The organism is Sorangium sp. So ce426 (genome assembly GCF_051475585.1).
GTDB classification, from domain to species: Bacteria; Myxococcota_A; Polyangia; order Polyangiales; family Polyangiaceae; genus Sorangium; species Sorangium cellulosum_B.
In genome coordinates, this window is the sequence record NZ_CP150341.1 from 1,135,565 (window position 1) to 1,161,296 (window position 25,732).

23 protein-coding genes and 1 pseudogene are annotated in these 25,732 nt (G+C 69.2%); 11 read left to right on the forward strand and 13 right to left on the reverse strand.

The features are described from left to right. Positions 1-49: 49 nt before the first annotated feature. The gene (locus WMF44_RS04220; RefSeq protein WP_437297834.1) at positions 50-757 is read left to right on the forward strand and encodes a FadR/GntR family transcriptional regulator; all 708 of its coding nucleotides are present in this window, start codon (positions 50-52) and stop codon (positions 755-757) included. Beyond that, positions 754-2,112, forward strand: coding sequence for an FAD-binding oxidoreductase (locus WMF44_RS04225; RefSeq protein ID WP_437297835.1), 1,359 nt, complete (start codon positions 754-756; stop codon positions 2,110-2,112). Before WMF44_RS04220 ends, WMF44_RS04225 begins: the two co-directional genes overlap by 4 nt. A 70-nt stretch (positions 2,113-2,182) precedes the next feature. Here WMF44_RS04225 and WMF44_RS04230 read toward each other — a convergent pair whose 3' ends face one another. Further along, the gene (locus WMF44_RS04230) at positions 2,183-2,776 is read right to left on the reverse strand and encodes a hypothetical protein (RefSeq protein ID WP_272093450.1); all 594 of its coding nucleotides are present in this window, start codon (positions 2,774-2,776) and stop codon (positions 2,183-2,185) included. A gap of 647 nt (positions 2,777-3,423) precedes the next feature. Here WMF44_RS04230 and WMF44_RS04235 point away from each other — a divergent pair. The 3 genes from WMF44_RS04235 to WMF44_RS04245 all read left to right on the forward strand — a co-directional run bounded on the left by WMF44_RS04235 (position 3,424) and on the right by WMF44_RS04245 (position 6,412). Then, positions 3,424-4,356 carry an ABC transporter ATP-binding protein gene (locus WMF44_RS04235; RefSeq protein ID WP_437297836.1) on the forward strand — a complete coding sequence of 311 codons (933 nt, stop codon included), beginning with the start codon at positions 3,424-3,426 and terminating at the stop codon, positions 4,354-4,356. Next, entirely contained in the window at positions 4,353-5,192 is an 840-nt protein-coding gene (locus tag WMF44_RS04240) for a hypothetical protein (RefSeq protein ID WP_437297837.1), read from the forward strand. The genes WMF44_RS04235 and WMF44_RS04240 overlap by 4 nt, the downstream gene beginning before the upstream one ends. 80 nt (positions 5,193-5,272) lie before the next feature. Next, a complete protein-coding gene (locus WMF44_RS04245) occupies positions 5,273-6,412 on the forward strand; it encodes a hypothetical protein (protein WP_437297838.1) in 1,140 nt (379 codons plus the stop codon). Positions 6,413-6,489: 77 nt separating this feature from the next. On the opposite strand, the gene WMF44_RS04250 is transcribed toward WMF44_RS04245, so the two are convergent. Further along, positions 6,490-6,876: a VOC family protein gene (locus WMF44_RS04250; protein WP_437297839.1), complete on the reverse strand. Its 387-nt coding sequence runs from the start codon at positions 6,874-6,876 to the stop codon at positions 6,490-6,492. Between the two features lie 53 nt (positions 6,877-6,929). Further along, the gene (locus WMF44_RS04255) at positions 6,930-7,373 is read right to left on the reverse strand and encodes a helix-turn-helix transcriptional regulator (protein ID WP_012233393.1); all 444 of its coding nucleotides are present in this window, start codon (positions 7,371-7,373) and stop codon (positions 6,930-6,932) included. A 329-nt stretch (positions 7,374-7,702) separates the two neighbouring features. On the opposite strand from WMF44_RS04255, the gene WMF44_RS04260 reads away from it, so the two are divergent. Continuing rightward, positions 7,703-8,338 (forward strand): HD domain-containing protein, encoded by a 636-nt coding sequence (locus tag WMF44_RS04260; RefSeq protein ID WP_437297840.1) that lies wholly within the window; start codon positions 7,703-7,705, stop codon positions 8,336-8,338. A gap of 23 nt (positions 8,339-8,361) precedes the next feature. On the opposite strand, the gene WMF44_RS04265 is transcribed toward WMF44_RS04260, so the two are convergent. Then, positions 8,362-9,339, reverse strand: a complete 978-nt coding sequence (locus WMF44_RS04265; RefSeq protein WP_437297841.1) for a peptidase dimerization domain-containing protein — start codon at positions 9,337-9,339, stop codon at positions 8,362-8,364. A 1,047-nt stretch (positions 9,340-10,386) separates the two neighbouring features. On the opposite strand from WMF44_RS04265, the gene WMF44_RS04270 reads away from it, so the two are divergent. After that, a complete protein-coding gene (locus WMF44_RS04270; protein ID WP_437297842.1) occupies positions 10,387-13,269 on the forward strand; it encodes a hypothetical protein in 2,883 nt (960 codons plus the stop codon). Between the two features lie 77 nt (positions 13,270-13,346). Here WMF44_RS04270 and WMF44_RS04275 read toward each other — a convergent pair whose 3' ends face one another. Next, positions 13,347-13,613, reverse strand: coding sequence for a hypothetical protein (locus tag WMF44_RS04275; protein WP_437297843.1), 267 nt, complete (start codon positions 13,611-13,613; stop codon positions 13,347-13,349). Positions 13,614-13,995: 382 nt separating this feature from the next. Between WMF44_RS04275 and WMF44_RS04280 the strand changes: the two genes are divergently transcribed. Then, entirely contained in the window at positions 13,996-16,245 is a 2,250-nt protein-coding gene (locus tag WMF44_RS04280) for a prolyl oligopeptidase family serine peptidase (protein WP_437297844.1), read from the forward strand. A 12-nt stretch (positions 16,246-16,257) separates the two neighbouring features. Here the strand turns inward: WMF44_RS04280 and WMF44_RS04285 are convergent, their stop codons facing one another. After that, positions 16,258-17,433, reverse strand: a complete 1,176-nt coding sequence (locus WMF44_RS04285; protein WP_437297845.1) for an STAS domain-containing protein — start codon at positions 17,431-17,433, stop codon at positions 16,258-16,260. A gap of 65 nt (positions 17,434-17,498) precedes the next feature. Between WMF44_RS04285 and WMF44_RS04290 the strand changes: the two are divergent. Then, positions 17,499-17,660: pseudogene (locus tag WMF44_RS04290) on the forward strand (zinc-binding dehydrogenase); the annotation flags it as partial. Between the two features lie 136 nt (positions 17,661-17,796). On the opposite strand, the gene arsN2 reads toward WMF44_RS04290, so the two are convergent. The 6 genes from arsN2 to WMF44_RS04320 all read right to left on the reverse strand — a co-directional run bounded on the left by arsN2 (position 17,797) and on the right by WMF44_RS04320 (position 21,876). Beyond that, on the reverse strand, positions 17,797-18,237 hold the full coding sequence (gene arsN2, locus WMF44_RS04295; RefSeq protein WP_437297846.1) for an arsenic resistance N-acetyltransferase ArsN2: 441 nt from the start codon (positions 18,235-18,237) through the stop codon (positions 17,797-17,799). Next, a complete protein-coding gene (locus tag WMF44_RS04300; RefSeq protein WP_437297847.1) occupies positions 18,234-18,644 on the reverse strand; it encodes an arsenate reductase ArsC in 411 nt (136 codons plus the stop codon). Before WMF44_RS04300 ends, arsN2 begins: the two co-directional genes overlap by 4 nt. Further along, positions 18,641-19,357, reverse strand: a complete 717-nt coding sequence (locus WMF44_RS04305; RefSeq protein WP_437297848.1) for an aquaporin — start codon at positions 19,355-19,357, stop codon at positions 18,641-18,643. Before WMF44_RS04305 ends, WMF44_RS04300 begins: the two co-directional genes overlap by 4 nt. Further along, the gene (locus WMF44_RS04310; protein ID WP_437297849.1) at positions 19,344-19,820 is read right to left on the reverse strand and encodes an ArsI/CadI family heavy metal resistance metalloenzyme; all 477 of its coding nucleotides are present in this window, start codon (positions 19,818-19,820) and stop codon (positions 19,344-19,346) included. Before WMF44_RS04310 ends, WMF44_RS04305 begins: the two co-directional genes overlap by 14 nt. 44 nt (positions 19,821-19,864) lie before the next feature. Continuing rightward, a complete protein-coding gene (locus WMF44_RS04315; RefSeq protein WP_437297850.1) occupies positions 19,865-20,170 on the reverse strand; it encodes an ArsR/SmtB family transcription factor in 306 nt (101 codons plus the stop codon). Between the two features lie 335 nt (positions 20,171-20,505). After that, positions 20,506-21,876 (reverse strand): glycoside hydrolase family 15 protein, encoded by a 1,371-nt coding sequence (locus tag WMF44_RS04320; RefSeq protein WP_437297851.1) that lies wholly within the window; start codon positions 21,874-21,876, stop codon positions 20,506-20,508. A gap of 447 nt (positions 21,877-22,323) precedes the next feature. On the opposite strand from WMF44_RS04320, the gene WMF44_RS04325 reads away from it, so the two are divergent. Together WMF44_RS04325 and WMF44_RS04330 are read left to right on the forward strand one after the other, a co-directional pair. Beyond that, positions 22,324-23,226 (forward strand): LysR family transcriptional regulator, encoded by a 903-nt coding sequence (locus tag WMF44_RS04325; RefSeq protein ID WP_437297852.1) that lies wholly within the window; start codon positions 22,324-22,326, stop codon positions 23,224-23,226. Positions 23,227-23,323: 97 nt separating this feature from the next. Further along, positions 23,324-23,746, forward strand: coding sequence for a DoxX family protein (locus WMF44_RS04330; protein ID WP_437297853.1), 423 nt, complete (start codon positions 23,324-23,326; stop codon positions 23,744-23,746). 51 nt (positions 23,747-23,797) lie between these two features. Here WMF44_RS04330 and WMF44_RS04335 read toward each other — a convergent pair whose 3' ends face one another. After that, a complete protein-coding gene (locus WMF44_RS04335; protein WP_437297854.1) occupies positions 23,798-25,600 on the reverse strand; it encodes a CotH kinase family protein in 1,803 nt (600 codons plus the stop codon). Positions 25,601-25,732 lie beyond the last annotated feature (132 nt).

The window sequence follows — 25,732 nt, forward strand, 5'->3', positions numbered from 1 at the left end:
CTTGACGGCGAGCATTGCCGCCGGTACGTTGGTCTGACCAACGGACAGCATGACCAGTACCCCTCGCTTCCGGACGGTGTCCCGTTCGGCGATCTACGTCGACGTCGCCGACCAGATCCGCGACGCGATCCTCAGTCGCTCGCTGTCGTCAGGCGAGCGCCTCCCGCCCGAGCGCGAGCTCGCTCAGCAGTTCGGGGTCAGCCGCGCGACCATCCGCGAGGCGCTCCGCCACCTCCAGGCGCAGGGGCTGCTCGCGTCGCGCGGCCGGACCTCGCCGATGCAGGCCGCGAGCCCTGACGCGGCGGTCGACCGCTTCTGCGAGGCGCTCACGCACGTGGTCCAGCTCCGGAACGTGTCGCTCCCGGACCTCATCGAGCTGCGCGTCGCGATCGAGACCGCCGCGATGACCCGCTCGGCGGCGGCGCCGGTCGCCGCTCACCTCGACGAGGCGCGCGCCGCGCTCGAGGCGATGGAGCGGGAGCAGATCTCGCCCACCGAGTTTCACGACGTCGATATCGCGTTTCACGTCGCGCTGGTCGCGGCCTCTGGCAACCAGGCGCTCGCCCTCGTGATGGTCGCGGTCAAGGACAGCATCCGGCTCCACCTCGAAGAGGCGCTGAGGCCGCGCTCGTTCGCGGCGATCCGCCCGCGGGTGGTCGAGGAGCACCGGGCGCTTTTGCGCGCGATCGAGCGCGGTAACGCGAAGTCGGCGGCGACGCTCCTCAGGGCGCACCTCTCGGAGTTCTACGGCACATGAGCCCGCTCGACGAACTTGCTCGTATCCTGGGCGACCGCCTGGTGACGGATCGTGACATCCTGGAGGGCTATCGCCGCGATCAGGCCCTCTGGGCGCCTGGCGGCTGGCCCGTCGCGGTGGCGCGGCCCGCCTCGACCGCCGAGGTGCAGGCGCTTGCGCAGTGGGCGACCCGGCACCGCACCGCGCTGGTGCCGCGCGGCGCCGGGACCGGGGTGGCGGGCGGGGCGACCGCCAGCGACGGTTGCGTGGTGCTGAGCTTCGAGCGCATGAACCGCATCCTCGCGATCGACGAGGCGGCGATGCTCGCCGTCGTCCAGCCGGGGGTGCTCAACGGCGAGCTCAAGGCCGCCGTGCACGATCGGGGGTTGTGGTATCCGCCCGACCCGTCGAGCTACGCCGTCTCGACCCTCGGCGGCAACGTCGCCACCAATGCCGGCGGCCTGTGCTGCGTGAAATACGGTGTCACGTCCGATTACGTGCTCGGCCTCGAGGCGGTCCTCGCCGACGGGACGGTGCTCCGCACGGGCGGCCGGAGCCGCAAGGACGTTGCCGGTTACGATCTGACGCGGCTCCTGGTCGGCTCCGAGGGCACCCTCGCGCTGATCACCGAGATCACGCTGCGTCTGCGGCGGCGGCCCCCGCCGGCGACCACGCTCGTCGCGACGTTCACCTCGCTCGAGGCCTCGGGCCGGGCGGTCGCGGCGATCGTCCGGTCGGTCGACGCGTCGATGCTCGAGATCATGGACCGCACGGCCATCCGCGCCGTCGAGCGCTACCGCCCTCTCGGCCTCGATACCGAGGCTGCCGCGATGCTGATTGCGCAGAGCGACGCGCCCGGGTCCGCCGAGCTCTCCTGCATGCAGGAGGCCTGCGAGGCCGCCGGCGGGGCGGTGATCGCCACCACCGAGGACGAGAGCGAGGGGCAGATGATGCTCACCGCGCGCCGCCTCGCGCTCACGGCGCTCGCGGAGCTGGGCACGGTGCTCGTCGACGACGTCGCCGTGCCGCTGCCGCAGCTGCCGGAGATGTTCCGTCGAATCGAGGCGATCGCCGCCGCCACGCAGACCACCATCGCGACGGTGGCGCACGCGGGCGACGGCAACCTTCACCCTCTGGTCGTGTTCGACGGAAAGGACGCCGCGGCCGAGGCGCGCGCGGTCGCGGCCTTCAACGAGGTGATGGCGCAGGCGCTCGAGCTCGGCGGCACGATCACCGGCGAGCACGGGGTCGGCACGCTCAAGCGCGGCCTCCTCACCCGCCAGCTCGGCGCGGCGTCGCTCGCGCTGCACCGCCGCATCAAACACGCCTTCGACCCGGGCTGCATCCTCAACCCCGGAAAGGTGATCGACAGCTGACGTGGCGTGATGTCCGCGCTGCGCGGCGCCGCCTCGCTCGGCGGCGCCGCGATCACAGCCCATCACAGCATCACAGCCCGGTGTAGATGGTGGCGAAGGAGGCCGCCTCGCCGCGGAGCAGCAGGCTGAGACGCGGGTTCGGCACCTTGAAGGTGTGAATCTTGGCGTTCCGCACGTCGAGCACCGCGAAGGCGCCGCCCGGCGTGCTCTCCGCGAGGCCGTTCATCAGCAGGTTCAGCACGACCGAGACGCGCTTGGACGACAGCGGCTCGCCGCGGAAATACATCTTGATGACGTGGGGCGTCCCGTCGATGACGAGCCCGAGCTCCGGATTCACGTTGATCTCGAGATCGCCCAGGCGGTACGTCGACGCCGGCGGCTCGAACCACGTCATCTTCGTCGAGGCGAGGAACTTGCGATATCCATTCACCACCGACGGGTAGATGCGGCGGCGCCGCTCGTCGTGCTGCGCGGCGAGGAAGCCGTCGAGCACGCTGGTGGGCTTTCCGCTCCTGTGCATGTCGACGATCGCCTCTCGCACCTGCCTGTAAAAGTCCGTGTAGAGCTCGTCCTTCCGTTCCTTGAACTCCCTGACGCCGGTCAGCTTGGGCGTGCCGGCCTTGAGAACGAAGTCGACAAAGTACGTCAGCGAGATCTTTTCCATGAAGTCTCCTGCAAAACGAAGCATTCCGGCGCGCCATCGACACGCGTCGTACGAGAGACACGCCGTCGCGCCGCGTCCTTGGTGTCTACCATGGATAGTCATCTTCGACCCGTCGGGAAAGGGATCGGTCGGACGGACATTGTCCCAGCCTGTCGAGGGCGGACGGATGCGCCGTGGGTCGAAAAAGTGTAGTTATTACGAATATTTACGAGAGTGATCGGGCGCGGTTCACCCGGAGGCGCCGGGCTCCTCCGGGCCGCGCGAGTGGCCATGACGAGAGGAGGCGCGCGCGGCAAAGGTAATCGACAGAATCCAGCTGTTATCCAGGGGATCTCCTGTGGAGAACCCCTGTGGAGAACTGGAGAGGACGGGGCGTGATCGAGGCGTGGACCCGGTCGGACATGGTCTGTCATAACCACGTGCTCCTTGGCGCTTGACGCTGCCCGCGGGCGGAGGATGGGGCCGGAACGCCTCCGGGGCGCCTTCACTTCCCGCTCGCTCTCGATGTGTCCTGCTCTGGACCCGTGTTTCGAGGTCGACTCGGCGCGGGCCTGGTCGCGCCGTCGCGGCTGGAGGATCCCAGCTCCACTCTCTCTCCTCGGGCATTCCACTTGCGTGCGGCGGTCGGCCGGCCAGACTACGCCGCCGTGCTCGCCATCGAAGCGTCCTCCGTGAGGAAGGTCTACCGCGGCTTCTTCCGCCGGAGCGGCGGGCAGACGGCGCTCGCGGGCCTCGACCTCGCCATCCAGCGCGGCGCCGCGTTCGGGCTCATCGGCCTGAACGGCGCGGGCAAGACGACGTTCATCAAGACGCTGCTCGGCGTTGTGCGCCCCACGAGCGGCGCCGTGCGCGTGCTCGGCGGCGAGCCGGAGGACCCGGGCGTGCGCGCCAGGATCGGGTACCTGCCGGAGCGGCTCTTCTTGCCCAGCGCGTTCACGCCGCGGCAGTTCCTCGCGAGCGTGGCCCGCATGAAGGGCCTCTCGCCGGGCGAGGGCGCGCTGCGCGCGCTGGTCGAGAGGGTAGGGCTCGGGGTCGACTCGGACCGCAAGATCGGCGGGTTCTCGAAGGGGATGCGGCAGCGCCTCGGGCTCGCCGCGGCCTTGCTCGGGCAGCCGGAGCTGCTCGTGCTCGACGAGCCCACCGACGGCGTAGACCCGCTCGGCCGGGCCGAGATCCGCAGGATCCTGGGCGAAGAGCGCGCGCGGGGGGCGACCTTGTTCCTGAACTCGCACCTCCTGTCGGAGACCGAGCGCATCTGCGACCGCATCGGCATCCTCGCGGGCGGGCGGCTCGTGCGCGAGGGCGCGCTCGTCGCGCTGTGCGGCAGCGAGACGGCGTACCGCGCGCGGTTCGCGGACGGCGCCGACGCGGCGAGGCTCGCCGCGCTCGGGTTCCGCCCGGCCGACGGGGAAGGGGCATGGCGCCTGGAGGCCGAGAGCCCCGCGGCGCTCAACGAGGCGCTCGACCAGGCGCGGCGCGCCGGCGCCTTGCTCGTCGAGCTGTCGCGGGACCTGCGCGACCTGGAGGACGTGCTGGCGGAGGCGCTGGGCGCGGGCGGCGCTCGCGGAGGTGCGGCGTGAGGGCGGCGCTGAGCGTCGCCGGCGACCTCCTGCGCGAGGCCTCGTCGCGGCGGTGGTTCCTCGCCCTCGGGATCGGCGTCACGATGGCGCTCGTGGTGATCGGGGGCGCGCTGCAGCTCGAGGTGGTGGACGGCGCGCTCGCGGCGACGCGGCTCTTCGGCAAGGAGCTCGGCCGCGGTGAGATCCGCTCGGTCGACGTCGCGCTCCGCTACGTCAGCCGGGCGCTTTCGTACGTGCTGTTTTACGGGGGGCTCGCGTTCGGGATCGTCTCCTGCGCCGATTTCGGCCCGAGCCTGCTGGCGCCGGGGCGCATCGAGCACCTGCTCTCGCTGCCCGTGCGGCGGTTCGAGCTCCTGCTCGGCACGTTCCTCGGCGTGCTCGCGCTCTCGCTCCTCAGCACGCTGTACGGCGCCCTCGGGATCACGGTCATCTTCGGGCTGAGGGCGGGCGTGTGGATGGCGAGCCCGATCGTGGCGGCGCTCCTCGCGAGCGTGACGTTCGCCGGCATCTACGGGGCGATGCTCACGACCGCGGTGATGGTGCGGAGCGCCGCCCTGTCCGCGGCGGTGGGGATCGCGCTGTTCATCCTCGGCATCGTCGCGGGGTACCGGGAGCAGCTCGACTCGTTCTTCGAGCCTGGCCTGGCCCGCGGGGCCTTCCGCGCGGCGACGCTCGTGCTGCCGCGGGTGTCGGCGCTCGCCGACGCGTCGGCGGACATCGCGGTGGCGACGGCGATCAAGGCGGATGTGCTCGCCAGCCAGGTGGCGGGGCTGCTCATCTTCGGCCTGGCCGCGCTCGCGGTGGGCATCCACGTGTTCGAAGAGAAGGATTTCTAGGGTGGAGCGGCGATGCTGGACGAGGCGGTAAGCGATCGACATCGGCAGCTCCGCGGCGCCTGGGTGGGGGTGACGACCCGATGAGACCGATGAAGAAGCGGGGCGTGTGGCTCGCGGCGGCGATGGTCCTGCTCGCGCTCGCCGCGTGGCTTATGTCGCGCGGTGACAAGGAGAAGCCCACGGTCCGGCCCCGGAAGATCGAGTTTCCGCGCTATCCGAAGCCGGCGGAGATGGAGCGCGCCAGCCGCCGCCGCACCCTGCCGCCGCTGTCTGCCCCGCCGCCTGGCGTCGAAGCGCCGCAATGGACGCGCGACCCGGTGCTCGCCGCCCTGCCCGCCGATCCGAAGCACTCGGCCATGGTGTTCGAGATCGAGGCGCTCAAGGAGTCGCCGATCATGCAGATCTGGCTCGATTGCATGCTGTCGCGCGGCGAGGAGCGCGCCGGCGTCGCGCGCCTGAAGGACCGATTCGGGATCGACGTGCTGGAGGACGTGGAGCGCGTCGCCTCGTCGAGCGCGGGGCTCATGGTGCTCCAGGGATCGTTCGAGGGCGCAACGTTCGAGCGCGAGCGATGGACCACGCGGACGTACGGGGAGAAAGGCATCCTCTACGAGGACAAGGACACGGGCAGGGTCGTCGCGACGTGGGGGCCTGACGTCCTGCTCTTGAACCCGCGCGCCGAGCCCGATCTCGTCGAGGACGCGATCGATCGACTCGAATCGACCGATCCCGCGCAGGGCTCCATCCTCCAGGAACACCAGGCCTACAGCGACGTTTATGGAGTGCTGTCGCCCGACGATCTCTCGAAGATGCTGGCGTCGGAGCAGGACGAGCTCGCCGAGCGGATCCGGGAGACCGTCCAGCGGGTGGAGATCCACGTCGACGCCTCGGAGGACGTCGCCGTCGTCGCCGAGGTCGCCGGCCCCCCTGGCCAGGAGATGGAGGACCTGTCGAAGCTGTTCGGCGCCGCGCTCTCCATGGGGCGGCTCAACGCGATGCGCGAAGACAATGACGAGCTCGCCGAGCTGCTCGACCACGCGAAGGTGGAGACGCAGGCGCGGCGCGCTCCCTGGGCGAGCAAGCCGGAGGAGGGGCGCTTCTCGGTCGACGTGGCGCTGCCCGTCGAGCTGCTGAAGAACCTCGGCCCGTGTCGTCGAGACCGCGATCCGGACCGCGACATCAAGCCCGTGCCCGAGCCCGAGCCAGCGCCGACGCGGTGACGCGCGCAATGCCTCGCGAGCCGCGCGTCCCTGGATGATACCCTATCAGGGCCGGGGATGGCCCTGGCGATGGGGTATCAGAGCGGCTGATACAGCTGGATCAGGTTCCCGCAGGTGTCCGAGAACACCGCGATCATGACCGGGCCCATCGGGGTGGGCTCCTGGGTGAACGCGACCTGGTGCTCCTTGAGGCGAGCGAACTCGGCCTTGAGGTCCGACACCTCGAACGCGGTGAGCGGGATGCCCTGCGCGAACATCGCCTGCTGGAACGTCTTGGCTGCCGGGTTGGCGTTCGGCTCCAGCACGAGCTCCACGTCGTCGGGGCCCTCCGGCGAGACCACGGTGATCCACCGGTACTCGCCGACCGGGAAATCGTTCTTCTTCTTGAAGCCGAGCACCTCCGTGTAGAACGTGAGCGCGCGTGTCTGGTCCTCGACCATGATGCTGTTGAGCTTGATCCTCATCGATCGCCTCGCTGAGCTGACGGTTCGGGCCGACTCTGCCAGGGCCGCCCGGCTCATGCTTCTCGAAAACTGCGAAACGCGCCCGGCGGCAGCCGGCCCATCAGGGTGAGACAGCCGGGGACGAGCTCCCACGGGAGCCTCCCCGGCACCTGCACCATCGCGCGCACGCGGCGCCGGTACGCCGACGGCGGCACGCCGATCCGCTGCGCGAACAGCGCGCTGAAGCTGCCGAGGCTGGAGAACCCGACCTCCATGCACACGTCGGTCACCGAGTGATGCCCGGCCGCCAGGAGCTGCTTGGCCAGATCAAGGCGCCGCCGGATGCGGTACTGGTGCGGGGTCACGCCGAACACCGCCTCGAACTGCCGGATGAAGTGGTAGGGCGAGATCGCCACCTCCCGCGCCACGTCCTCGATCGACAACCTCGACTCGCGCACCTCGGAGAGCAGGTCCCGCGCCCGGCAGAGGTTCCTGAGCGCGTCGTGTCCGAGCAGCATCGCCGGCGACCAGGATAGAGCGTGGCGGCGGCTGGCTCAAGCGACCCACCGGAGGGGCGCGCGAGGGGCCGCTCGGACGAGCAGCTCGGGGTCGGGGAAGGCGAGGAACCAGGTCGACAGGCCGCGCGCGCGACAGAGCGAGTGTGTCGGCCGTGGCCGAATTTGCAGCTTCATTGTCTTTCGGGACAGACGCGCCGTCTGGTACCCACTGACGGGGCGCCGGCGGCGCGGCGCCGCGCCCGAGCCCGCCGGCGAGCTCGGGCGCGGCGCCGCGGTGACGGCGCTTCATGACGTCCCGAGCCAGTCCGAAGCAAACCCGGGAGGAGCCAATGAAAGCGATCGAGTTACCCGAGATTCCGGACAGCGCCCTTTGTGTCGAGGCGACCGAGCACGCCAGGGCCGTCAGCGCCCCGTTCCTCTTCAACCATGTGGCGCGCACGTACGTCTTCGGCGACGCGCTGGGGCGGCACATGGGCCTGTCGTACGACCGCGAGCTGCTCTATCTGGCGTGTGTGTTCCACGATCTGGGCCTCACCGACTCGGCCCCCGTCGAGACGCGCTTCGAGGTCGAGGGGGCCGACGCGGCCAGGGCTTTCCTGGCCGCGCGCGGGGTCGGCGCGCGCGAGCAGGAGATCGTCTGGGACGCGATCGCCCTGCACACCACCACGGTGATACCCCAGCGAAAGCGCCCCGAGATCGCCCTTTGCCAGATGGGCGCGGCCATCGACGTCGGCTACGCGCCCTTGACGCTCCTGCCCGATCGGCTCGTCGAGGAGGCGCTCCGGCGCTACCCGCGGCTCGGCTTCAAGGAGGCGATGACCTCCGCGTTCTGCGGGCTGCTCCGCCGAAACGAGGCGGCCGCGGCCACTTCGCCGGTCGTGGCCGACGTCGGCGAGCGCAGGCTCGACGGGTTTCGACCCATCCACTTCTGCGACGTCATCGCGGGCGCGGCGTTCGACGAGTAGCGCTGTCAGGAGCTCGGAGGGCTTCAGAGCGCGAACAGAAAATCGACGAAGGAGCGGGTCGCGCCGTCGAGGCCGAGGTACTTCTTGCCGGCGGCGGGCTCGATGACGAGGTATTCGTCCTTGGCGTGGGCGCCGGAGCCGTGGCCGAGGCCGACGTGGCCGGCCGGGAGCTCGAGCGGCTTTCCCGTGAAGAGGTAGCCGGGCCAGGAGCCGGCGAGGCGCGGCCAGATCACCGGGGCCAGGCCCGCGGCCTTGTAGACGGCCAGCTGGGTCTGGATGGGCGGCGCCTCGAGCGCGGTGTCCGTCGGGTCGTAGCTGCCGATGTTCTTGATAGCGATGTCCTTGTAACCGCGCCTGTCGAGGTGCTTGCGCAGCTTGGCGAGCACGTCCAATGCGGTCATGTCCGGCACCAGGCGGATATCCATCTTGGCGAAGGCGCGGTGCGGCAAAATGGTCTTGGAGCCCTCGCCGATGTAGCCGGCATAGAGGCCGTCGATGTTCACCGACGGGCGCGAGACGTAGCGCTCGAGCATGGCGCGCTCGTCGAGGTCGTTCACCCACCTGTCGACCCCGAAGGCCTTCTTCCAGTCGGCGTCGTCCCAGCGCGCCGACAGGTCGTCGAGCAGCTTCTTCTGCTGGCTCGAGACCGGGCGCACGGCGTCGGTGAGGCCGTCGATCATCGGCTCGTTGCCGTCCGCCGAGACCAGCGTGCCGAGCGCCTGCACCAGCCGCCAGGCCGGGCTGTCGACGACCACCTTCATGCTGGAGTGGATCTCCCCGTCGCGGGGGCCGCGCCCCCACGCCTCGCCGCTCGCCTCCAGCTCGACGTAGACGATGCCCTTCGCGCCCAGGACGACGTTGACCGTGCCCGACAGCGATTGGTCCGCCGCCGGCATCATCACGCCCTGGCATCTCGCGAGCGCCTTCATCACGTCATCGTTCCGCACCACCTGCGAGAAATGCGGAGAGCCGAGCTCCTCTTCCCCTTCGGCGACCACCACCAGGTTGACCGGCAGCTTCAGAGAGGTCGACGGCCTTGCCAGCCGCGCCCCTGGCGAGGCGGGGGAACGAGGCGAGCAGCCCGGAGGCCGCGGCGGCGGCGATGAAGGTGCGGCGATCGATGTCCAGCATGGCGCGCAGCTTAAAGCGCGCCGGGCAGGAACGGTCCTCCCCCTGCTTTCGTGGACACCTCGACGTCACCGGGAGGCATCGATCGAACGGAGAAAGAGGAGGGTGTTCACGCCTGGGTGCAAGGCCGAGGCGGTACGGCAGGCGAGGGCAGGCGCGCAGAGCCTCGTCGATGGCTTCGCCTGGGGAGCGGAGAATCCAGCGGAATCGATGCTCTCTTGCTCGGATCGGCTGATGGCCATCGCGCCGGCGAACGGGCCTCCGCCACGGGCGTGATGCTCGGCCCATCACCGACCCGAGCGCGCCTCGGTGTTCGGGCGTGTCGAGGGCCCCTCGGCAGGGCATCGGGCGCGTGAGCGAGCCGTCGTCCTGCTGGAGCGAAAGGCGGCCCACAGCGATCCTCTACATTACATGGAGCGCCAACACACACAGGGGCTCTTGAGAGGGCGCCGTGTCGTCCATCGTCATGTCATGCCCGTCGGCTCAGGACGGTGACCTAGAAATGCTGGTTCAGGTACCGCAACCCGGGTGAGTATGTTGTTGACACAGTGTCGCTCTTCAGGAGGAGAGCGGGCGCATAGGGAGCCCTCTGTCGCCTCATGTGAGCGACGTGAACTGCTCTTGACATTTCTGAATCGCTTTGATTCTTTTTTCTTCCATCTCGAGCCGATACGATCTGCCGGCCAATAGCGCAGAGCGCGGGGGAAATCATGAGTCACCCATCGTTCACGCTCATTCGCGTGATCTGCTGCCTTCTCGTTGCGATCACAGCCGGCTGCTTGGACGGCAAAGCGCCGCGCGGCGACGCTCCCCAACCAGCTGCCATTCCGGATGTATCCTTTCAAGGGCCATGCGACGGGCCAGCCCTAGCTCACGTGCGGGTCGATCGCGCGAAGAAGGCGCCAGATGTCGGCGCGGTCATGTTTGCGGCAGCGGGTGATATTTGCCTTCGTGTCTCGACCGGCGGGGAGAAGGGCCACGCGGCCGCCGCGGCGTGGATCACCTTGGATACGTCGCTGCGCGCCGCTTCGCCCGACGACTTCAACGGCAGGCCCGCGGCCTTCAACGTGCTCGTCCGTGGATTGTACGACGGAGAGCACCGCCTCGAGGTTCGAGTCGCGTCGAAGCCTGGAACATTCGTCGACGTCGAGATAGTCGACCTGGTCGACCCGGCCGAGCTCGAGACGGGCGGCGACCCGGTGACAGGCACAGTCGGTCCCATGGGAGGCGTTGTATCCTCGAGCGGCGGTCCAGGGCTCATTTCTATTCCCCGCGACGCGCTCTCGGCGCCGACGGACATCACGATAGCGAAGTTGAGCGACGCTGCGGCCGCCAGCCCTCTCCCCGACGGTCTGGTCCTCGTCGGTGGCGTGGAGCTCCTGCCGGAGGGGACGGTCTTCGATGCCCCCGCCCTCGTCCTCGTCCCGCTCACGCGGCGCTTGACGCCGGGGCGACCCCTGACAGCCCTTTATTTTGACCCGGTGCAGGGAGCGTGGGTGCGCTCCCTCATGTCCACGGGGGAGTACGCCAGCGCCATGGTAACGTCGGATGGGGCCCACGCCGCGTTCCTCGTGGACCACTTTTCGTCTCATGCGGTCGCCCTTCCCGAGCTGCCGGAGCTCGATCTCGTCCAGATCGGCACCGTTCGAAGCGCGATTCACGTGTGCCCTATCAACTTCGATTTCGGCGTGTGGGACGGCCCCCCAGTCAATAATATCTTCCGCACCGCCTATAGCGACCCGATCTTCCGGCACGGCGTCTTCACGGACGTGTTCGAGCAGGTCCTGCTCCGGCCGACGGTGGGCGACGGCGGGGCGCATTACGCCATCGCGGCTCAGATCCTCGCGTCCGCGCGCAACGAGCTCGCGTCCAGCGCCGATCTCCTCTATTCACAGGCTCTGCTCAGCAAGCACGTCAATCGGGGACTGCGGGGGCTGTGGGGCTGGTACGCCGACCAGCCGGCCTCCTTCAAGCATACGACCTTCGCGAACGTTCAGGCGCGGTTCAGCAAGCTATCCGCAGCGCTTCAGCTCGTCGCCGTCGGCGCGCAGCTCGACGAGGGCGCCGCTCAGGTGGAGCTGCTCTGGGTCCTCTCGCAGGCCGCCGACCTGACGCGCATCGAGGTGATGAGATCCTACCTCGATTCGATAGGGCTGAGCACCGATCCGTCCGTCGTGGCCGGATTCGAGGTGGCGGCAGGCCGCGTTGCGGCTCGTCACGACGCGCAGATGAACGAGCTCGTGGTCGCGGTGGCGAAGGCGGCTGAGCACGGGGTCGTGACCGTCGACACGCTCCTGGAGGCTGGAGTGACGATCGGCCTGCCCGCCGTGATCGTCGATTCTCTCGTGAAAGCGAAGCTCATCACGCAGGCGGCGGGCACCAAGCTGGCGGCAGCTGCAGGGCTCGCCCTCGATCTGGCCCTCGGGAATGGGGATGCGCACCGGCGGTCGAGCACCCTGTGCGCGCTGTCGACGCTCTACGCCTACGGCCTCGAGCGGGCAGACGTGAAGGTCGACGGCGTGGAGCTGGCCGAGCTCAAGTATATTGCCTTCGCGGAGCTCGCGCGCGCGGCGTCGTCGTTCGTCGAAGGAGAGGAGCTCGGCTTCACCAACTGGCTCGTTTACCTGGCCGTGGATCCTTTTGTCGGCGGCCAACGGGACGCGACGATCTCCTTCTGGAGAGATGCGGCGAGCACCGCTGAAGCAGGGCTGCGAGCGCTGGCGAGCATGAAATACAACCTCGACACCGAGCCGATGCAGACGACCGTCGACGACGAGCTCCCGTCGGTGTCGTTCGCGTGCACGTCCGACGCGTCGATCACAAAGCAATCATGCGGCACCGACCTCGTGGGGTGCTACGCGGGGCCTCAGGGCAGCTGGTTCTGGACCTATAGCGTCAGCGTTCCTGACTGCACGGCGACGTTCACCATCTCGGCGCCATCGAGCGGCGAGCAGCCCGTGTACGCCGAATACTTCGCCTTCTGCGACCAGTCGCGCGCGGTGCGCTACGGCGTGGAAGACGACTTCAAGTCGTCGGAGGTGGTCATCGACCAGTGGGCGTCCACGCTGACGCCGCGCACGTCGCTTCTGGGGATGTTCCATTTCACGTCGGGCCAGTCGTACAAGGTGCATGTGTCTGACCATGACCCTCTTGGCTATCAGCCGACTCCGGGGGCATGCCAGGCGGCCGGCGGCGCCCACCACATCAACGTGAACATCGATCGCGTGACGTTCACCGCGCAGGCCAGGCCGGCGGCGGCCGTGCAGGCGTCGGACCGCGAGGCGATCCGGGAGGATGGCATGAGCATCCTTGCCTGGCCGTTCGAATCAAAATCGTGGAGGCGCGTCGAGGGGAGCCCCTATCATGGGTGCTCCGATGCGACCGCGGACGACTGGAACACGACGCTCGGCGGCTGCGACACGGAGATCACGATGGGGCCTATGCGCTTGCGCTCTGCGATCAGCGGGATCATTCGATTCGCGGGCAAGAGCGCGAACGATCCTGGGAGGGGGTATCAGCTCATCATCGAGAGCTCCAGAATACCCGGATTTTTTGTGGGCTACGCTCATCTAGCCCCGTTCGACGCCACGGGGATGGTCGGCCAGACCGTGGCTGCGTCCGGCGAGCTTCCGGTGGCGGTGGGCGACACCGGGACAGATTGTGCGCACCTTCATTTGAGCGCGTGGCGCCGTGTCCTCGATCCGGCGGCGCGCGCGCTGGTCCTCGATGGTCGTAGCCCCGACGGATATACATGCAGCGTTTCAAAATACGCCGCACCGTTCGAGCTGAACCAAGAATGGTGAGCGAACCCGCTGCGCGCCAAGCCCGGTGTTGAACGTGCGACGAGCTCCGCGCGGCAATTTCGCTGGACGAGGAGCTGCTAGCCTCTGACCTCTTCGTCCTCGCCTTCTGGAGGCGGAGGGCGCTCGCCCGCGGCGACCTGGAGCTCGCGGACGATCGAGAGGAGCGCTGGACAGCAGAAGCGCTCGATCACGGAGCCGTCGGGCGCGAGCTCGAAGCTCGGCGGTCCGCCGTGCACCGGGCAAGCCACGTCGGCGTACCTCGACTCGAGATCCCTCAGGACGCTCTCGTCGATCTCGCTGACCTCGCCATTCGCAGCCGCCCCTTCGTTCCCGTGAGTCGCCATGCGGCGCACGGTAGCAGGAACGGCGCCGCGCCTCGCGCGCTGCCCGGGTGCCCGGGCGACCTCTGCCATCGACGCAGGGACGCCGGCGCCCCGCGGCCTCGACCATCGAGGCGCCGTGACCAGAGCGGCCGCCCGAAATCAAGAGGACAAAATAGCAGCGCCGCCGGGCGCCTCGGGGTGTTAGGCGGAGGCCGCCGGCGGAGCTGGTCCCTGACTAAGCATCCTCCGTACCAAGTACACCCTTCGGAAAATCCCCTACTTATGTCTCGGGCGACGATCGGGCGGGTTTCGATTCTGCGAGGAGCCAGCTTGCACGGTTGCAGGATCGCGACGGCGCTCGCCCTCTTCCGTGACCGCCCTGTCGCCGGCTAGCGTCTGCGACATGAACCGCCTGCGTACGACCCCCGCCGTCACCCTGGTGCTGCCGCTGCTCGCGGCGTGCAGCGCCCCCGCGTCGAGGCCGCTGGACAAGCCGGCCGCGTCCCCGGCCGCCGCGACCCCGCCGCCGCACGCCGCGCCGGCAGCGCCCTCCGGACCGGGGCGGCTGCCTTATCCGGCGACCGCGAAGCGGCCCGTGGCGAGCGAGTACCATGGCACCCGGGTCGTCGACGACTACCAGTGGCTGGAGGACGGGAGCTCCCCCGAGGTGGAGCGCTGGGTCGCCGAGCAGAACCAGCTCTCGCGCGCCACCCTCGACGCCGTGCCGGCGCGCGGCGCCATCCGGGCGCGCGTGCAGGAGATCCTGTCGGCGACCTCCGCGAACCACTACGCGCTCGACGAGGCCGGCGGGCAGATCTTCGCGCTCAAGGACCAGCCGCCGAAGCAGCAGCCTTTCCTCGTCGTGCTGAGGTCCGTGAACGACCCCGCCTCCGCGCGGACCCTCGTCGATCCAGAGGCCATCGACCCGAAAGGGCACACGACCATCGACTGGTTCGTCCCGTCGCGCGACGGCAAGAAGGTGGCTGTCTCCCTGTCCGAAGGCGGTACCGAGAGCGGGACCGTGCGCGTCTACGACGTGGCGACGGGCAAGGAGACGGGCGACACAGTCCCTTACGCGAACAGCGGCACCGCGGGCGGCAGCCTGGCGTGGACCGGCGATGGTAAGGGGTTCTACTACACAAGGCACCCTCGGCCCGGGGAGCGCCCGCGAGAGGACATGGGCTTCTTTCAGCAGATCTACTTCCACAAGCTCGGCACGCCGGACAAGGACGACAAGTACGCGCTCGGCACGGAATTCCCCCGCATCGCCGAGGTGGAGCTCACGACGAGCGAGAGCGGCAAGCTCGTGCTCGCCAGCGTGCAGAACGGTGATGGAGGCGAGTACTGGCACTATCTCCTCGACGCCTCGGGCAAGTGGACGCGCTTCGCCGACCTGCCCGACAAGATCCTCCGGGTCGTGTTCGGCGCCGACGACCGGCTCTACCTGCTTTCGCGCAAGGACGCGCCGCGCGGCAAGGTGCTGCGCCTCTCGCCGGGCAAGCTGGACCTCGCCAGGGCGGAGCTCGTCGTGCCCGAGAGCGAGGCGGTGATCCAGGACTTCTTGCCCACGACAGGGCGGCTCTACGTCCGCGATCTGCTCGGCGGCCCGTCGCAGGTCCGCGTCTTCGATCTGAAGGGCAAGGCGCTCGGGACGGTGCCGATCCCGCAGGTCTCCTCGGTGCGGCAGGTCGTGCGCACGCAAGGCGACGACATGCTCTTTCGGGGCGTGAGCTACACCGAGCCGGCGGCCTGGTTCGCGTACTCGGCCAGGGACGGCAAGGTGACGAAGACGCCGCTCGCGATGACGGCCCCTGTCTCCTATGCCGACGTGGAGGTCGCCCGGGAGGCGTGCACCTCGAAGGACGGGACCAAGGTTCCCATCAACATCCTGCGCCGGAAGGGCGCGCCGCTCGACGGGACCGCGCCGGCGCTGCTCACGGGATACGGCGGCTACGGGACGAGCATGGCGCCCGGGTTCAACCCGCTCTACCGGCTGTGGTTCGACCAAGGAGGGGTGGTCGCGATCGCCAACCTGCGCGGCGGCGGCGAGTTCGGGGAGGCGTGGCACCGCGGCGGCAACCTGACGAAGAAGCAGAACGTCTTCGACGACTTCGCGGCGTGCGCGCAGCACCTCGTCGACGGGCGCTTCACGAGCCCGGCGCGGCTCGCCATCCGCGGCGGCTCGAACGGCGGTCTGCTGATGGGAGCGCAGCTCACGCAGCACCCGGAGATGGTCAAGGCGGTCGTGTCGCACGTCGGTATCTACGACATGCTCCGGGTGGAGCTCACGCCGAACGGGGCGTTCAACGTGACCGAGTTCGGCACGGTGAAGGACCCCGAGCAGTTCAAGGCCCTTCACGCCTACTCGCCGTATCACCACGTCAAGGACGGGACCGCCTATCCGGCGACCCTGTTCCTGACCGGCGCCAACGACCCGCGGGTGGATCCATGGCACTCGCGGAAGATGGCCGCGCGGATGCAAGCGGCCTCGTCGGGCTCGGCGCCCATCCTGCTCCGGGCGAGCGGCTCGACGGGCCACGGGGCCGGGACACCGCTCTCCGAGGAGATCGAGGAGCAAGCCGACGTGTTCGCGTTCCTCTTCAAGGAGCTCGGGCTCGGCGCCCCGCCGGCCAAGGACGACGCGGCGCCGTAGCAGGACGAGCGCTCACCGCTTGCGGGACGGAGCCTCTCCACGGGGCAGCGCCGCCGGCCGATGCGCCTCTCCGCGGGGCAGCGCCGCCGGCCGATGCGCCTCTCCACGGGGCAGCGCCGCCGGCCGATGCGCCTCTCCCCGTTCGCCTCGCTCGGGCGCGCGCGCCGCGACCGCCGCGCTCCGCTGCGCCGCGACCGCCGCGCTCCGTTGCGCCGCGACTGCCGCGCTCCGCTGCGCCGCCCCGCGGCGCGCGGCGAGGGCCCGGGTCAGCCCCTCGGCCAGCGTCGCCGCGGTGTCGAGGCCGCCGAGGTCGACGCCGAGCTCGACAAGCGTCTGCGCCAGCGCGGGCGAGACGCCCACCAGCGTGCAGGACGCGCCGAGCAGCCGCGCTGCGGACGCCGCCCCGACGAGCTGCGCGGCGGCCCGGGCGTCGAGCGCCGGCACGCCGGTGATGTCGAGCAGCACCTGCGCCGCCTGCTGCGCGGCGATCGCCGCGAGCAGCCGCTCCAGGAGCGCGCTGGCCCGCGCGTCGTCGATCATGCCCACGATGGGGAGGCAGAGCACGCCGTCCGCGACGCGGATCACCGGGACGCTCATCGCCTGGATCGCGTCCCGCTGCGCCGCGATCACCCGCACCGTCTCTTCGAGCTCCCGGTTCCGCGCCTCCAGCGAGGCCTGGAGCGTCCGCTGCTCCTCGATCAGGGCCTCGTATTTGTGCTGGATCTCGGCCGCCTCCGGGACGGCGAACTGGAACAGCACGCCCTCGAAGCCGTCCCCGGCGTCGCGCACCGGCACGCCGAAGGAGCAGACCCACACCGCGCCGCCCGCCTTGCCCGTGAGCTCCTCGACAGCGTCGGTGTCGTAGCTGATCGGCGGGATCGCGACCTCCTCGCCGCGAAAGAACCGCTCGACGTGCGGCATGATCCCGTTCTCGACGAGCTGCGGGTCCTCCAGCATGTTGTAGTTCAGCTGGAAGAACGCCTCGGCTGGGGCCCGCCAGAGCGCTTCCCAGCCGGCATTGACGGCGTGGGTCCTGCCGACGGGGTGGTGGATCGACACGCTGAAGCAGCGCGCCGCCATCAGCGCGCGCCATCTGCGTGCGTCCGCCCGCAGCGAGTCCATCTCCTGCTCCATCGCCTCCAGGCGGCGAGCCAGCTGAGCGCTATCGTCGTCCCCCTCGTATCCCATATGCCCGAGTGTTCCCCGAGCGGCGCCGGGCTGTCCAGCGCCGCACCGGGCGAGCGGGCGAGCAGGTGAACGTCGCGCAGTCGCTGGGGGCAGACAGCGTCATCGATTATACCAAGGAGGATTTCGCCAAGGGCGGCGAGGACTACGACATCCTCTTCGACGCCGTGGGCAAGACGTCGTTCTCGCGCTGCAAGGGCTCGTTGAAGGAAGGTGGCGTGTTTCTCTCGACCCAGGTCGCGCTGCCGATCCTTCTTCAGAGCGCGCAAGAGGGGGAGCGTTGCCATCTCGGTGGCGTCCGAGGACCGAGCCTGACTCCGCCCCGAGGAGCGGACCCCGGAGTTGAAGCTGCGCGGCCTCCTGGCCTCACAAGCGGAGCACCAGGCAGGCCGCCGAGGCCGGGCAGGCGCCGGCGAACTCCAGGGAGGCGGCGAGGTCGGCTGGAACCGCCTCGCGCGGCGTCGAGGCGAAGCCGAGCGCCCGGAAATAGTCCGCAGCGGTCGTGGTCAGCAGGTAGACGGCCTCGAGCGACTCCACCCGCGCCGCATCGATGCGGTTGGCGACGAGCGCCCGGCCGAGCCCTTGCCCGTGAAGCGTCCGCTCCACGGCCACGGAGCGCAGCAGGCCAGCTCGCCCGTACGTCTCGAGCCCAGCTACGCCCACGAGCTCCAGGCTGCGCCGCATGATCACGTACGCGGCGGGGAACTGGTCGAGCAGGCCCGCCGTCGGTAGCTCCGCGCGGACAAGGAGCTCCCGAACCACGTCGAGATCGCCCGACGCAGCCGGCTCGATCTTCGCGTTGCTCAACTCCACCCCTCGGCCGCGATGAGCGCCTCGACGCGCGCCTTCACCTCGTCGCGGATAACACGGACGCGCTCCAGCGGCTTTCCCTTCGGATCCTCCAAGGGCCAGTCGTCGCGGCGAATGCCTGGGATCGCCGGACAAGGTTCGCCGCAGCCCATCGTGATCAGCATGTACGCGTCCGCTGCGAGCGTGTCCGTGAGCTTCTGCGGCGTCGACCCGGACAGGTCGATCCCGACCTGGAGCATCACCTCGCGCACCTCGGGGTGAACGCGCGAGCCGGGCTCGGTGCCGGCCGAGATGGCGCGCGCCTGCGACGGGTTGACCAGGGCGTTGAACCATGCTGCGGCCATTTGCGATCGGCCCGCATTGTGGACGCAGGCAAAGACGATCAGCTTCGGTGTGGTTGTCATGACGTGCGGGCCTCCTCCCGTGGAACGACGACATCGGATGCGCGCTGGGGCAGGTTTGGCACCAGCCAGCGGAAGAACACTGTCGCGGCCGCAGCGCCGGCGACCTGGGCGACGATGAAACCCGGGGTGTCGATGGGACGGATGCCGGCGAACGTGTCGGTCGCGGCGCGGGCGACGGTGACCGCAGGGTTCGCGAACGAGGTCGATGCGGTGAACCAGTATGCGGCGGTGATATACGCACCCACGGCGAGCGGCACCGCCTCGGAGCGCCGGCGCGAGCATCCCCAGATCACCGCAAGCAGACCGAAAGTCGCGACAAACTCGCTGAACCACTGCGACAACCCTGTACGGACGTGCCTCGACACGAAGAAGACCGGCAAATTGAACATCGTGTCTGCTGCGGCTACCCCGGCGAACGCGCCGGCCACCTGGGCGAGCACGTACGGTGGCACCTCGCGCCAGGGAAGGCCGCCCTGCGAAGCGTCAGCCACGGTCACCACTGGGTTGAAGTGCGCGCCGGAGATGGGCCCCAGGGTCAGGATGAGGGCGACCAGCGCAGCACCCGTGGCGATCGCGTTCGCGAGCAGCGCCATGGCTGCGTTGCCGCCGGCCAGGCGCTCCGCCATGATCCCGGACCCGACCACCGTCGCGAGAAGGAGGGCCGTCCCGAGCGCTTCGGCGACGGCCCTTCGGGTGAGATCAGCGCGCTGCATCGCCGAGCTTCGCGGGCGCGCAGCAGCCAGGCGCGCAGCACGCCGCCTCGCTCTTCGCAGGCTCGCTCTTCGCAGGCTGGCTTCCCATCACGTCCGCGTCGCCCTTCACCACGAACACCTCCCACGAGTTGCCGTCGGGGTCCTCGATCCAGACCTTGTCCTGCACCGCATAGCAACACGCGGTGTTCTCCTCCGTGAAGGTCTTGAGCTCGGCCGCCTCGAAGGCGCGCCTGGCCTCGAGCACGTCGTCGGTGCTCGCGACCTGGATGCCGAAATGGCTCGCGTTGACGCCCGTGCGCGGCGCCTCTTGCATGGTCAGGTTGAGGGCAGGCGACGCAAGGTCGAACTTGGCGTAGCCAGGCCGACGCTTCGCGGCGCGCACACCGAACGCCTTCTCGTAGAACGCGACCGAGGCATCGATGTTGGAGATGTTCAGCGAAACGTGAGGCTTGAGGACGTTCATCTCAGGTGATCCTTCCAAATTTTTCGAAATAATGGAGAAAAAAATTAACAGCAACTCTTCCCGCGCTTGCAGCAGTCCTCCCAGATGTAGTCCGTGAGGCCGCGAAGCGCCGCGTAGTCGGCGCTGTAGTAGTGGAACGTTCCTTCTCCGCGCGTCCTTAGAACGCCGGCGTCGACGAGCCGCTTCAGGTGATGGCTCAGCGTGGATGCAGGCATGTGCATGTGCGCCTGGATCTCGCCTGCGGATGCGCCGTCGGCGCCGGCCTGCACCACGAAGCGCAGAACCGCGAGGCGGACGGGGTGACCGAGCGCGGCCAGTTGTTCAGCGTGACGCTCCAGTGTCGAGGGCACGCACTACTTCTACGGATCCAGAAGTAGTTGCGCAAGGGGGTTCTTCCAAAAAAATCGAAGTGGTCGAAGCGGCCGCTCGGACTGCGCCCTGCGCGGTGTTCGTCCGGATCGAGGGAACCCGAGCGCGCGATGACGAGGCTTTTTCGGTGGTCATGGGCTCGGCTGGGCAGCGAGCCGCCTGAGCTCTCCGCGCCGCGCCCACGTCCCTGGACGGCGCAGCGGGTTGTCCGTCGAGGGCGAACCCGAGGACTTCCCACCATACAGCCTTTGAGTGAAGTTCCTCCGCGCGAGTGAGATATCACCACCCCGGGCGGCCGACCTCGTGGAGAACGAGGCTACCCGTGGCGGCTCGGAAAATCCCCCACAGCGGCCTCGCGCGCCCTGACCGCGCTCCGGAAGGTGGCGTAGCTCCAGGTCAGATCGCTCACGCTGCATTCGTACCCGTTGTCGCGATCGAACTGCTCGCTCAGCTGGAGGCGATCGGAGTGGTAGATCACCGCCTCGAGCATCCTGTCGCCCGCGTCGATCAGCTTCGCCGCGATGTCCGGATCGGCGGGATCGCTCACGCCCACCTGCGCGAAGAACTTCTGCGTCGTGGCGTTCACGAGCACGGCGCCGGGGGAGCTCTTGATCTTCGCCGCGAGCATGAAATAGAGCTCCGCGAAGTTGCACGTCGTGAGCGCCCACGGGTGACCGGCGTCCGGACCAGCATCCGACAGGTTGCCGTCGTACGTGTCCTCCGGGTACCGCCCGATCATCGGCCCCCTGCTCCGAGGCAGCGCCCAATCGGCGTCGTTGATGCGGTACCGCCGGTCGCCCTGGGTGAACGCCTCGCGCACCAGCGCGGCCGTCGAGAGCAGCACCGGATCCGCGCAGTTCGTGGAGCCGTAGACGGCCGACATGACGACATCGACGTTGAGCGTCGCTCCCCTGCCTTCGACGGGCCTGCCGTTCGGCCCCGTGATGGACGCGTAGTACGGCTGCCCGTCGTACGTGCCCTGGTGCGTCGCCATCTGGCTGCCCAGCCACTCCGCGGCCGCCCACATGTCGTTGATGTACGGAGAGAGCCCGTGCTCGTCGGCGCGGCTGATCAGCGAGAGGAACGCCTTTCGCTGCACGGAGCGGGCATAGAAGCTGAACCCGGCCGTCTCCTCCCAGAGGTTGTGCGTCTGCTCCTTGTAGGCCGAGAGGAGGTACCGGGTGTCCTTCTCGATGACGGACCTGGCCGTGGCGAGCGCCTGCAGCGAGAGCCGATCCTCGATGGCGAGCAGGGACAAGATGCGGTGCGCCGGGCCATCCGTCTGCGAGGTCCAGTTGTCGCGCACGGTGCCGTCGATGTGGAAGCACGCCAGCGCGAACCTGCTCGCTCGCTCGGCGTTCTCCTGGCACAGCGCCGAGAACATCGTGTAATCCTCGCAGATGGTCCGCGCCGTGAAGACCGGGTTGTCGAGCGCCTCCGGAATGCAGATGGCCGCGTCCCGGATCCAGTGATGCACATAGTCCTGGTCGGTCTGACCCCTGTCGTCCGGCGTGGACGGGGACGCGAGCACGCACCCCTTGACGGACTGCATCGCGCCCTTGCTGAAGACCCAGGTCCCCGTCGCGATGTTCCGCAGGAGGAGCACTTGCATGTACTTGCTGATCGCGTCGAACGATACGGACGAGACGTCGACGCTCGTGCTCAGGTAACCGAATGAGCTGGCCATGGAACCCCCTCTCTCGTGGTTTGCTCCTTTATAGCGGGGCGCCGATCCGGGCGCTACGCGTGATCGCGGCGACGTGGTGTGGGAGGCCCAGCTCGAACGCCTTCTTGCTGCCATCCATTCGCAGGCCCGGGCACGGGGCTTGCTGCTCTCGTGCAGAAATCCCGCGTGGAGCGACGCCGCGACAGGCGGTGCCGGTGCGTCGACAGCAGGCGTACGGCGGTCGCGCGCCGCGTCACGCGGCCAGCGGAGCGTCGCGGCGTCGTCGCCTGGTCTCCTCTGAACGTCGCGCTCCTCTGAACGTCGCGCTCCGCGAGTGAACGTCGCGCTCCGCGAGCGGCCCTGGCCGCCCGCCGCGCGGCATCGCCCCTCGCCGGGCCGTGGCGGGCGGCGCCGAGCCCGGGATGTTCGCTGTTGCGAACAATCCGCCCCGCCGCGCACAGTGGGCGCATGGTCGACCCGCTCTTCGACGATCTGCCCGCCCTGCTGTGCTTCGCGCGCGTCGTCGAGCGCCGCTCGTTCACCGCGGCCGCGGCGGAGCTCGGGGTGTCGAAGTCGATGGTGAGCACCCGGGTCGCGCGCCTGGAGGAGCGCCTCGGCGAGCGCCTGCTCGTGCGCACCACGCGCAAGCTCACCGTCACGGACGCCGGCATGAACCTCTATGCGCGCTGCGCGCGCGTGCTCGAGGAGGCCGCCGCCGCGGTGCGGGGCGCGTCCGACGCCGACCGGGGCCGCATCCGGCTCAACGCGCCGGTCAGCTTCGCGCAGATGTACCTGGCGGAGCCGCTCGCGCGGTTCCTCCGGGCGAGCCCGGGCGCGCACGTCGAGCTCATGCTGAACGACCGGCTCGTCGACCTCGTGGAGGAGCGCGTCGACCTGGCCATCCGGATCACGAAGCTCAAGGACTCGAGCCTCGTCGCGCGCCAGCTCGCCACGACGGCGCTGCACGTGGTCGGCGCGCCGGGCTACCTCGATCGGCGGGGGCGGCCCGAGCAGCCCGGGGATCTCCTGCGCCACGACTGCCTGCGCTACCTCCACCTGCGCGTCGAGGACGAGTGGCGCTTCTACGGGGCCGGCGGGCGCCTCTCCGTCCCCGTCTCCGGCCCGCTGACGGCGAGCAACGGGACGGCGCTCCGCGAGGCGGCAGTGTCCGGGATCGGCCTCGCGGTGCTGCCGCGCTTCATGGTCGACGAGGATCTCGCGGCCGGGCGGCTGGTCACGCTGCTCGACGCGTTCGCGCCCAGGCCCATGGGCATCTACGCGGTGCACGCGGCCGGCCGGCGCCCGCCCGCGCGGGTGCGGCGGCTCATCGACCACCTGGCGGCCGCGTTCCGCGGCATCTCGTGGGCCTAGCGGCAGATCGTTCTCCCCGGAGAACAATTCGTTCCCGGGCGCGCTCTACCGTGGCGCGGCGCCGGGGCTTACTCCTCGGTTCATGGAGGCATCAACTATGAACCGTGTCGAAGCGATCCTCTCCGTTCCCCGCTCGGCCGAGCTGGCCGCGCTGATGTTGCGCCTCGGGCTGGGCGCCGTGTTCCTGGCGCACGCGCTCGCCAAGCCGCTCGTGTTCACGTTGCCGGGCACCGTCGCGTTCTTCGCGGCGAGCGGCTTCCCGGGCTGGACGGCGTATCCCGTGTTCCTCGCCGAGCTGCTCGGCGGCGCGGCGCTCCTCGCCGGGCTCAGGACGCGCCTTGTCTCGCTCCTGCTGCTGCCGGTGATGATCGGCGCGCTGCTCGTGCACCTGCCGAACGGCTGGATGTTCGCCGGCCAGGGGGGCGGCTGGGAGTACGTCGCCTTCCTGATGATCGCGCTCGGCGCGCAGGCCCTCCTCGGCGACGGCGCGTTCGCCGTGGGCCGGCTGCAGCGCAGCTAGCGCCTCGCCGCGCGCGGCCGAGCAGGGCCGCGCGCGGCGGCTCGCGCCGCGTCACGGCAGGTTGGCGTCCATCCAGGCGAGCCGGGCCCGCAGGAAGTCGCGCATGCTCTGCAGCTGCCCCTCCCACGTCGGCGCGGTGGGGCCGCCGAGGAAACCCTCGCTCGACTCGATGATGCTCGACACCGGCCACTTGGCGAAGTCGCGGACCACGGCCTGCGCGAGCGGCGCGCTCAGCCTGTTCATGCGCTCCTCGATCGCGGCCTCGGACAGGTGCGTCTGGCGAAGCGCCGTGTAGCGCGCCTTCACCTGCGCCATGAAGCTCGGATCCGCGGTCAGCTTCTGATACCAGTTGTTGACGTTCCTCGTGCCGCTGAAGCGCCAGCCGGTGTCGGTCGCCGATTGCGGCATCGCGCTCAGGGCGCCCACCCCGCCGAGCGCGAAGTTGTAGTCCCACAGCGGGCCGGCCTTGAGCTTCTGATCGCGATCCTTGAAATAGTAGGCGCTCCGCACGTAAGCGTCCACGTTGAGCGTCAGCTCGCTGATGATCAGGTAATCGATGAACGACGGCACGTCGATGAACGACGCGTAATCGCCGATCGGCGTCTGGTGGATGCTGTCGTGGAACTGCTGGATGTACTGCGTCAGCCAGGTCGCCTGCTCGTCGTTCAGGGGATCGGGGTCCACGACCTCGAGATCGATCCAGCACGTGCCGCCCTCGTCGGGACGGGGACCCCCGCCGGCGCCGAAGCTGAACGACGGGAGGGGATCCGACCCGGTGCAGGTGAGCTTCGGCTCCTCGGCGGCCGCCTGGTCGAACTTGAAGATGTAGCCGCCGCTGATGTCCGGCAGTGCCCGGTCCGTCTCCTCGAGCTCCTTGAGATCGGTGCGGACCTTGTTGTTCTTGATGGTCTCCGAGATCCAGTAGATGCCCTGGTAATCCGCTTCGCCGATGACGCGCGCGTCGTAGTTCAGGTAGACCTCGGCGAACTCGACCCGTGGCACCTGGAGGCCCATGTCGCGGCCGAGGCCGTAGGTGAACGGATTGCGGATCAACGTGCGGTCGTAGTAGGGAGGGATCAGCGCCCAGTCCGAGTCGGCGGGCATGCCCAGCACCGGGTAGTCGAGGTCCTTGTCGTCGTTGCCCCACAGCTCGAGCTTGTACGGTGTTTGCGGGAAGTTCCGCGACGACTGACCGCGCACGTGGTACCCGCCGCGCATCGCCTGCGTGGGCAGCGACGCGATCGACGCGACGCCGTTGACCGGCTCCCAGATCATCACCGCGGCGTCGAAGTAGACCTCCTTGTCCGTCGGCTTGCCCATGCCGTAACCGTCCATGATCACGATGGGAAGATCAGAGGTCGCGTCGAAGGTGCGCGCGATGTAGAGGCCGGTGCTCACCGCGCCGCTCGCGGCGCCTCCAACGAACGCCTGCGCGCGGACCTGCGTCGTTTCGGTGAGGGTCACGGGCTCGCCCGTGTACAACGTGGACGACGCTGTCGGCAGCAGCCCATCCAGCGTGTAGCGGATCTCGGCCCCCTCGATGGGGGTGGACATCCCCACCTGGATCTGATCCCTGAACGTCTGGCTGGGCGTGGAAAACGACACGTCCCCGATCAGGGAGGGGGGCGGCGCCGTGGTGCCGTTGCCGTCGCCGCCGCTGCCGTTGCCGCCGCCGCTGCTGCTGCCGTTGCCGCTGCTGCTGCCGTTGCCGCCGCCGCTGCTGCTGCCGTTGCCGCTGCCGTTGCTGTTGCCGTTTCCGTCGCCAGCCGGTGCCTGGCCGCAGGCAACGCTCAGCGAGATCAGGGCGAGCGAGATGGAACGGTGAAACCGGGCAAAGCGCCCTCGTTTGACCATGGTATGATTTTCCACTGCGACCTCATTCAGAGTTCAAGGATCCTCCATACTACTGACACACAGGGCTGCCGCGCTATCCGTTTCAGGCGCGCGCACCATTTGCACCCCTGCGCCGTGATTGCGCCTCGGCCG

Coding starts and splice junctions, on each gene's coding strand:
- WMF44_RS04325 (WP_437297852.1), top strand. CDS start 22,324: ATGGTCGACCCGCTCTTCGACGATCTGCCCGCCCTGCTGTGCTTCGCG.
- WMF44_RS04280 (WP_437297844.1), top strand. CDS start 13,996: ATGAACCGCCTGCGTACGACCCCCGCCGTCACCCTGGTGCTGCCGCTG.
- WMF44_RS04285 (WP_437297845.1), bottom strand. CDS start 17,433: ATGGGATACGAGGGGGACGACGATAGCGCTCAGCTGGCTCGCCGCCTG.
- WMF44_RS04335 (WP_437297854.1), bottom strand. CDS start 25,600: ATGGTCAAACGAGGGCGCTTTGCCCGGTTTCACCGTTCCATCTCGCTC.
- WMF44_RS04225 (WP_437297835.1), top strand. CDS start 754: ATGAGCCCGCTCGACGAACTTGCTCGTATCCTGGGCGACCGCCTGGTG.
- WMF44_RS04310 (WP_437297849.1), bottom strand. CDS start 19,820: ATGAACGTCCTCAAGCCTCACGTTTCGCTGAACATCTCCAACATCGAT.
- WMF44_RS04320 (WP_437297851.1), bottom strand. CDS start 21,876: ATGGCCAGCTCATTCGGTTACCTGAGCACGAGCGTCGACGTCTCGTCC.
- WMF44_RS04305 (WP_437297848.1), bottom strand. CDS start 19,357: ATGCAGCGCGCTGATCTCACCCGAAGGGCCGTCGCCGAAGCGCTCGGG.
- WMF44_RS04260 (WP_437297840.1), top strand. CDS start 7,703: ATGAAAGCGATCGAGTTACCCGAGATTCCGGACAGCGCCCTTTGTGTC.
- WMF44_RS04245 (WP_437297838.1), top strand. CDS start 5,273: ATGAGACCGATGAAGAAGCGGGGCGTGTGGCTCGCGGCGGCGATGGTC.
- WMF44_RS04230 (WP_272093450.1), bottom strand. CDS start 2,776: ATGGAAAAGATCTCGCTGACGTACTTTGTCGACTTCGTTCTCAAGGCC.
- WMF44_RS04270 (WP_437297842.1), top strand. CDS start 10,387: ATGTTTGCGGCAGCGGGTGATATTTGCCTTCGTGTCTCGACCGGCGGG.
- WMF44_RS04330 (WP_437297853.1), top strand. CDS start 23,324: ATGAACCGTGTCGAAGCGATCCTCTCCGTTCCCCGCTCGGCCGAGCTG.
- WMF44_RS04220 (WP_437297834.1), top strand. CDS start 50: ATGACCAGTACCCCTCGCTTCCGGACGGTGTCCCGTTCGGCGATCTAC.
- WMF44_RS04250 (WP_437297839.1), bottom strand. CDS start 6,876: ATGAGGATCAAGCTCAACAGCATCATGGTCGAGGACCAGACACGCGCG.
- WMF44_RS04300 (WP_437297847.1), bottom strand. CDS start 18,644: ATGACAACCACACCGAAGCTGATCGTCTTTGCCTGCGTCCACAATGCG.
- WMF44_RS04255 (WP_012233393.1), bottom strand. CDS start 7,373: ATGCTGCTCGGACACGACGCGCTCAGGAACCTCTGCCGGGCGCGGGAC.
- WMF44_RS04275 (WP_437297843.1), bottom strand. CDS start 13,613: ATGGCGACTCACGGGAACGAAGGGGCGGCTGCGAATGGCGAGGTCAGC.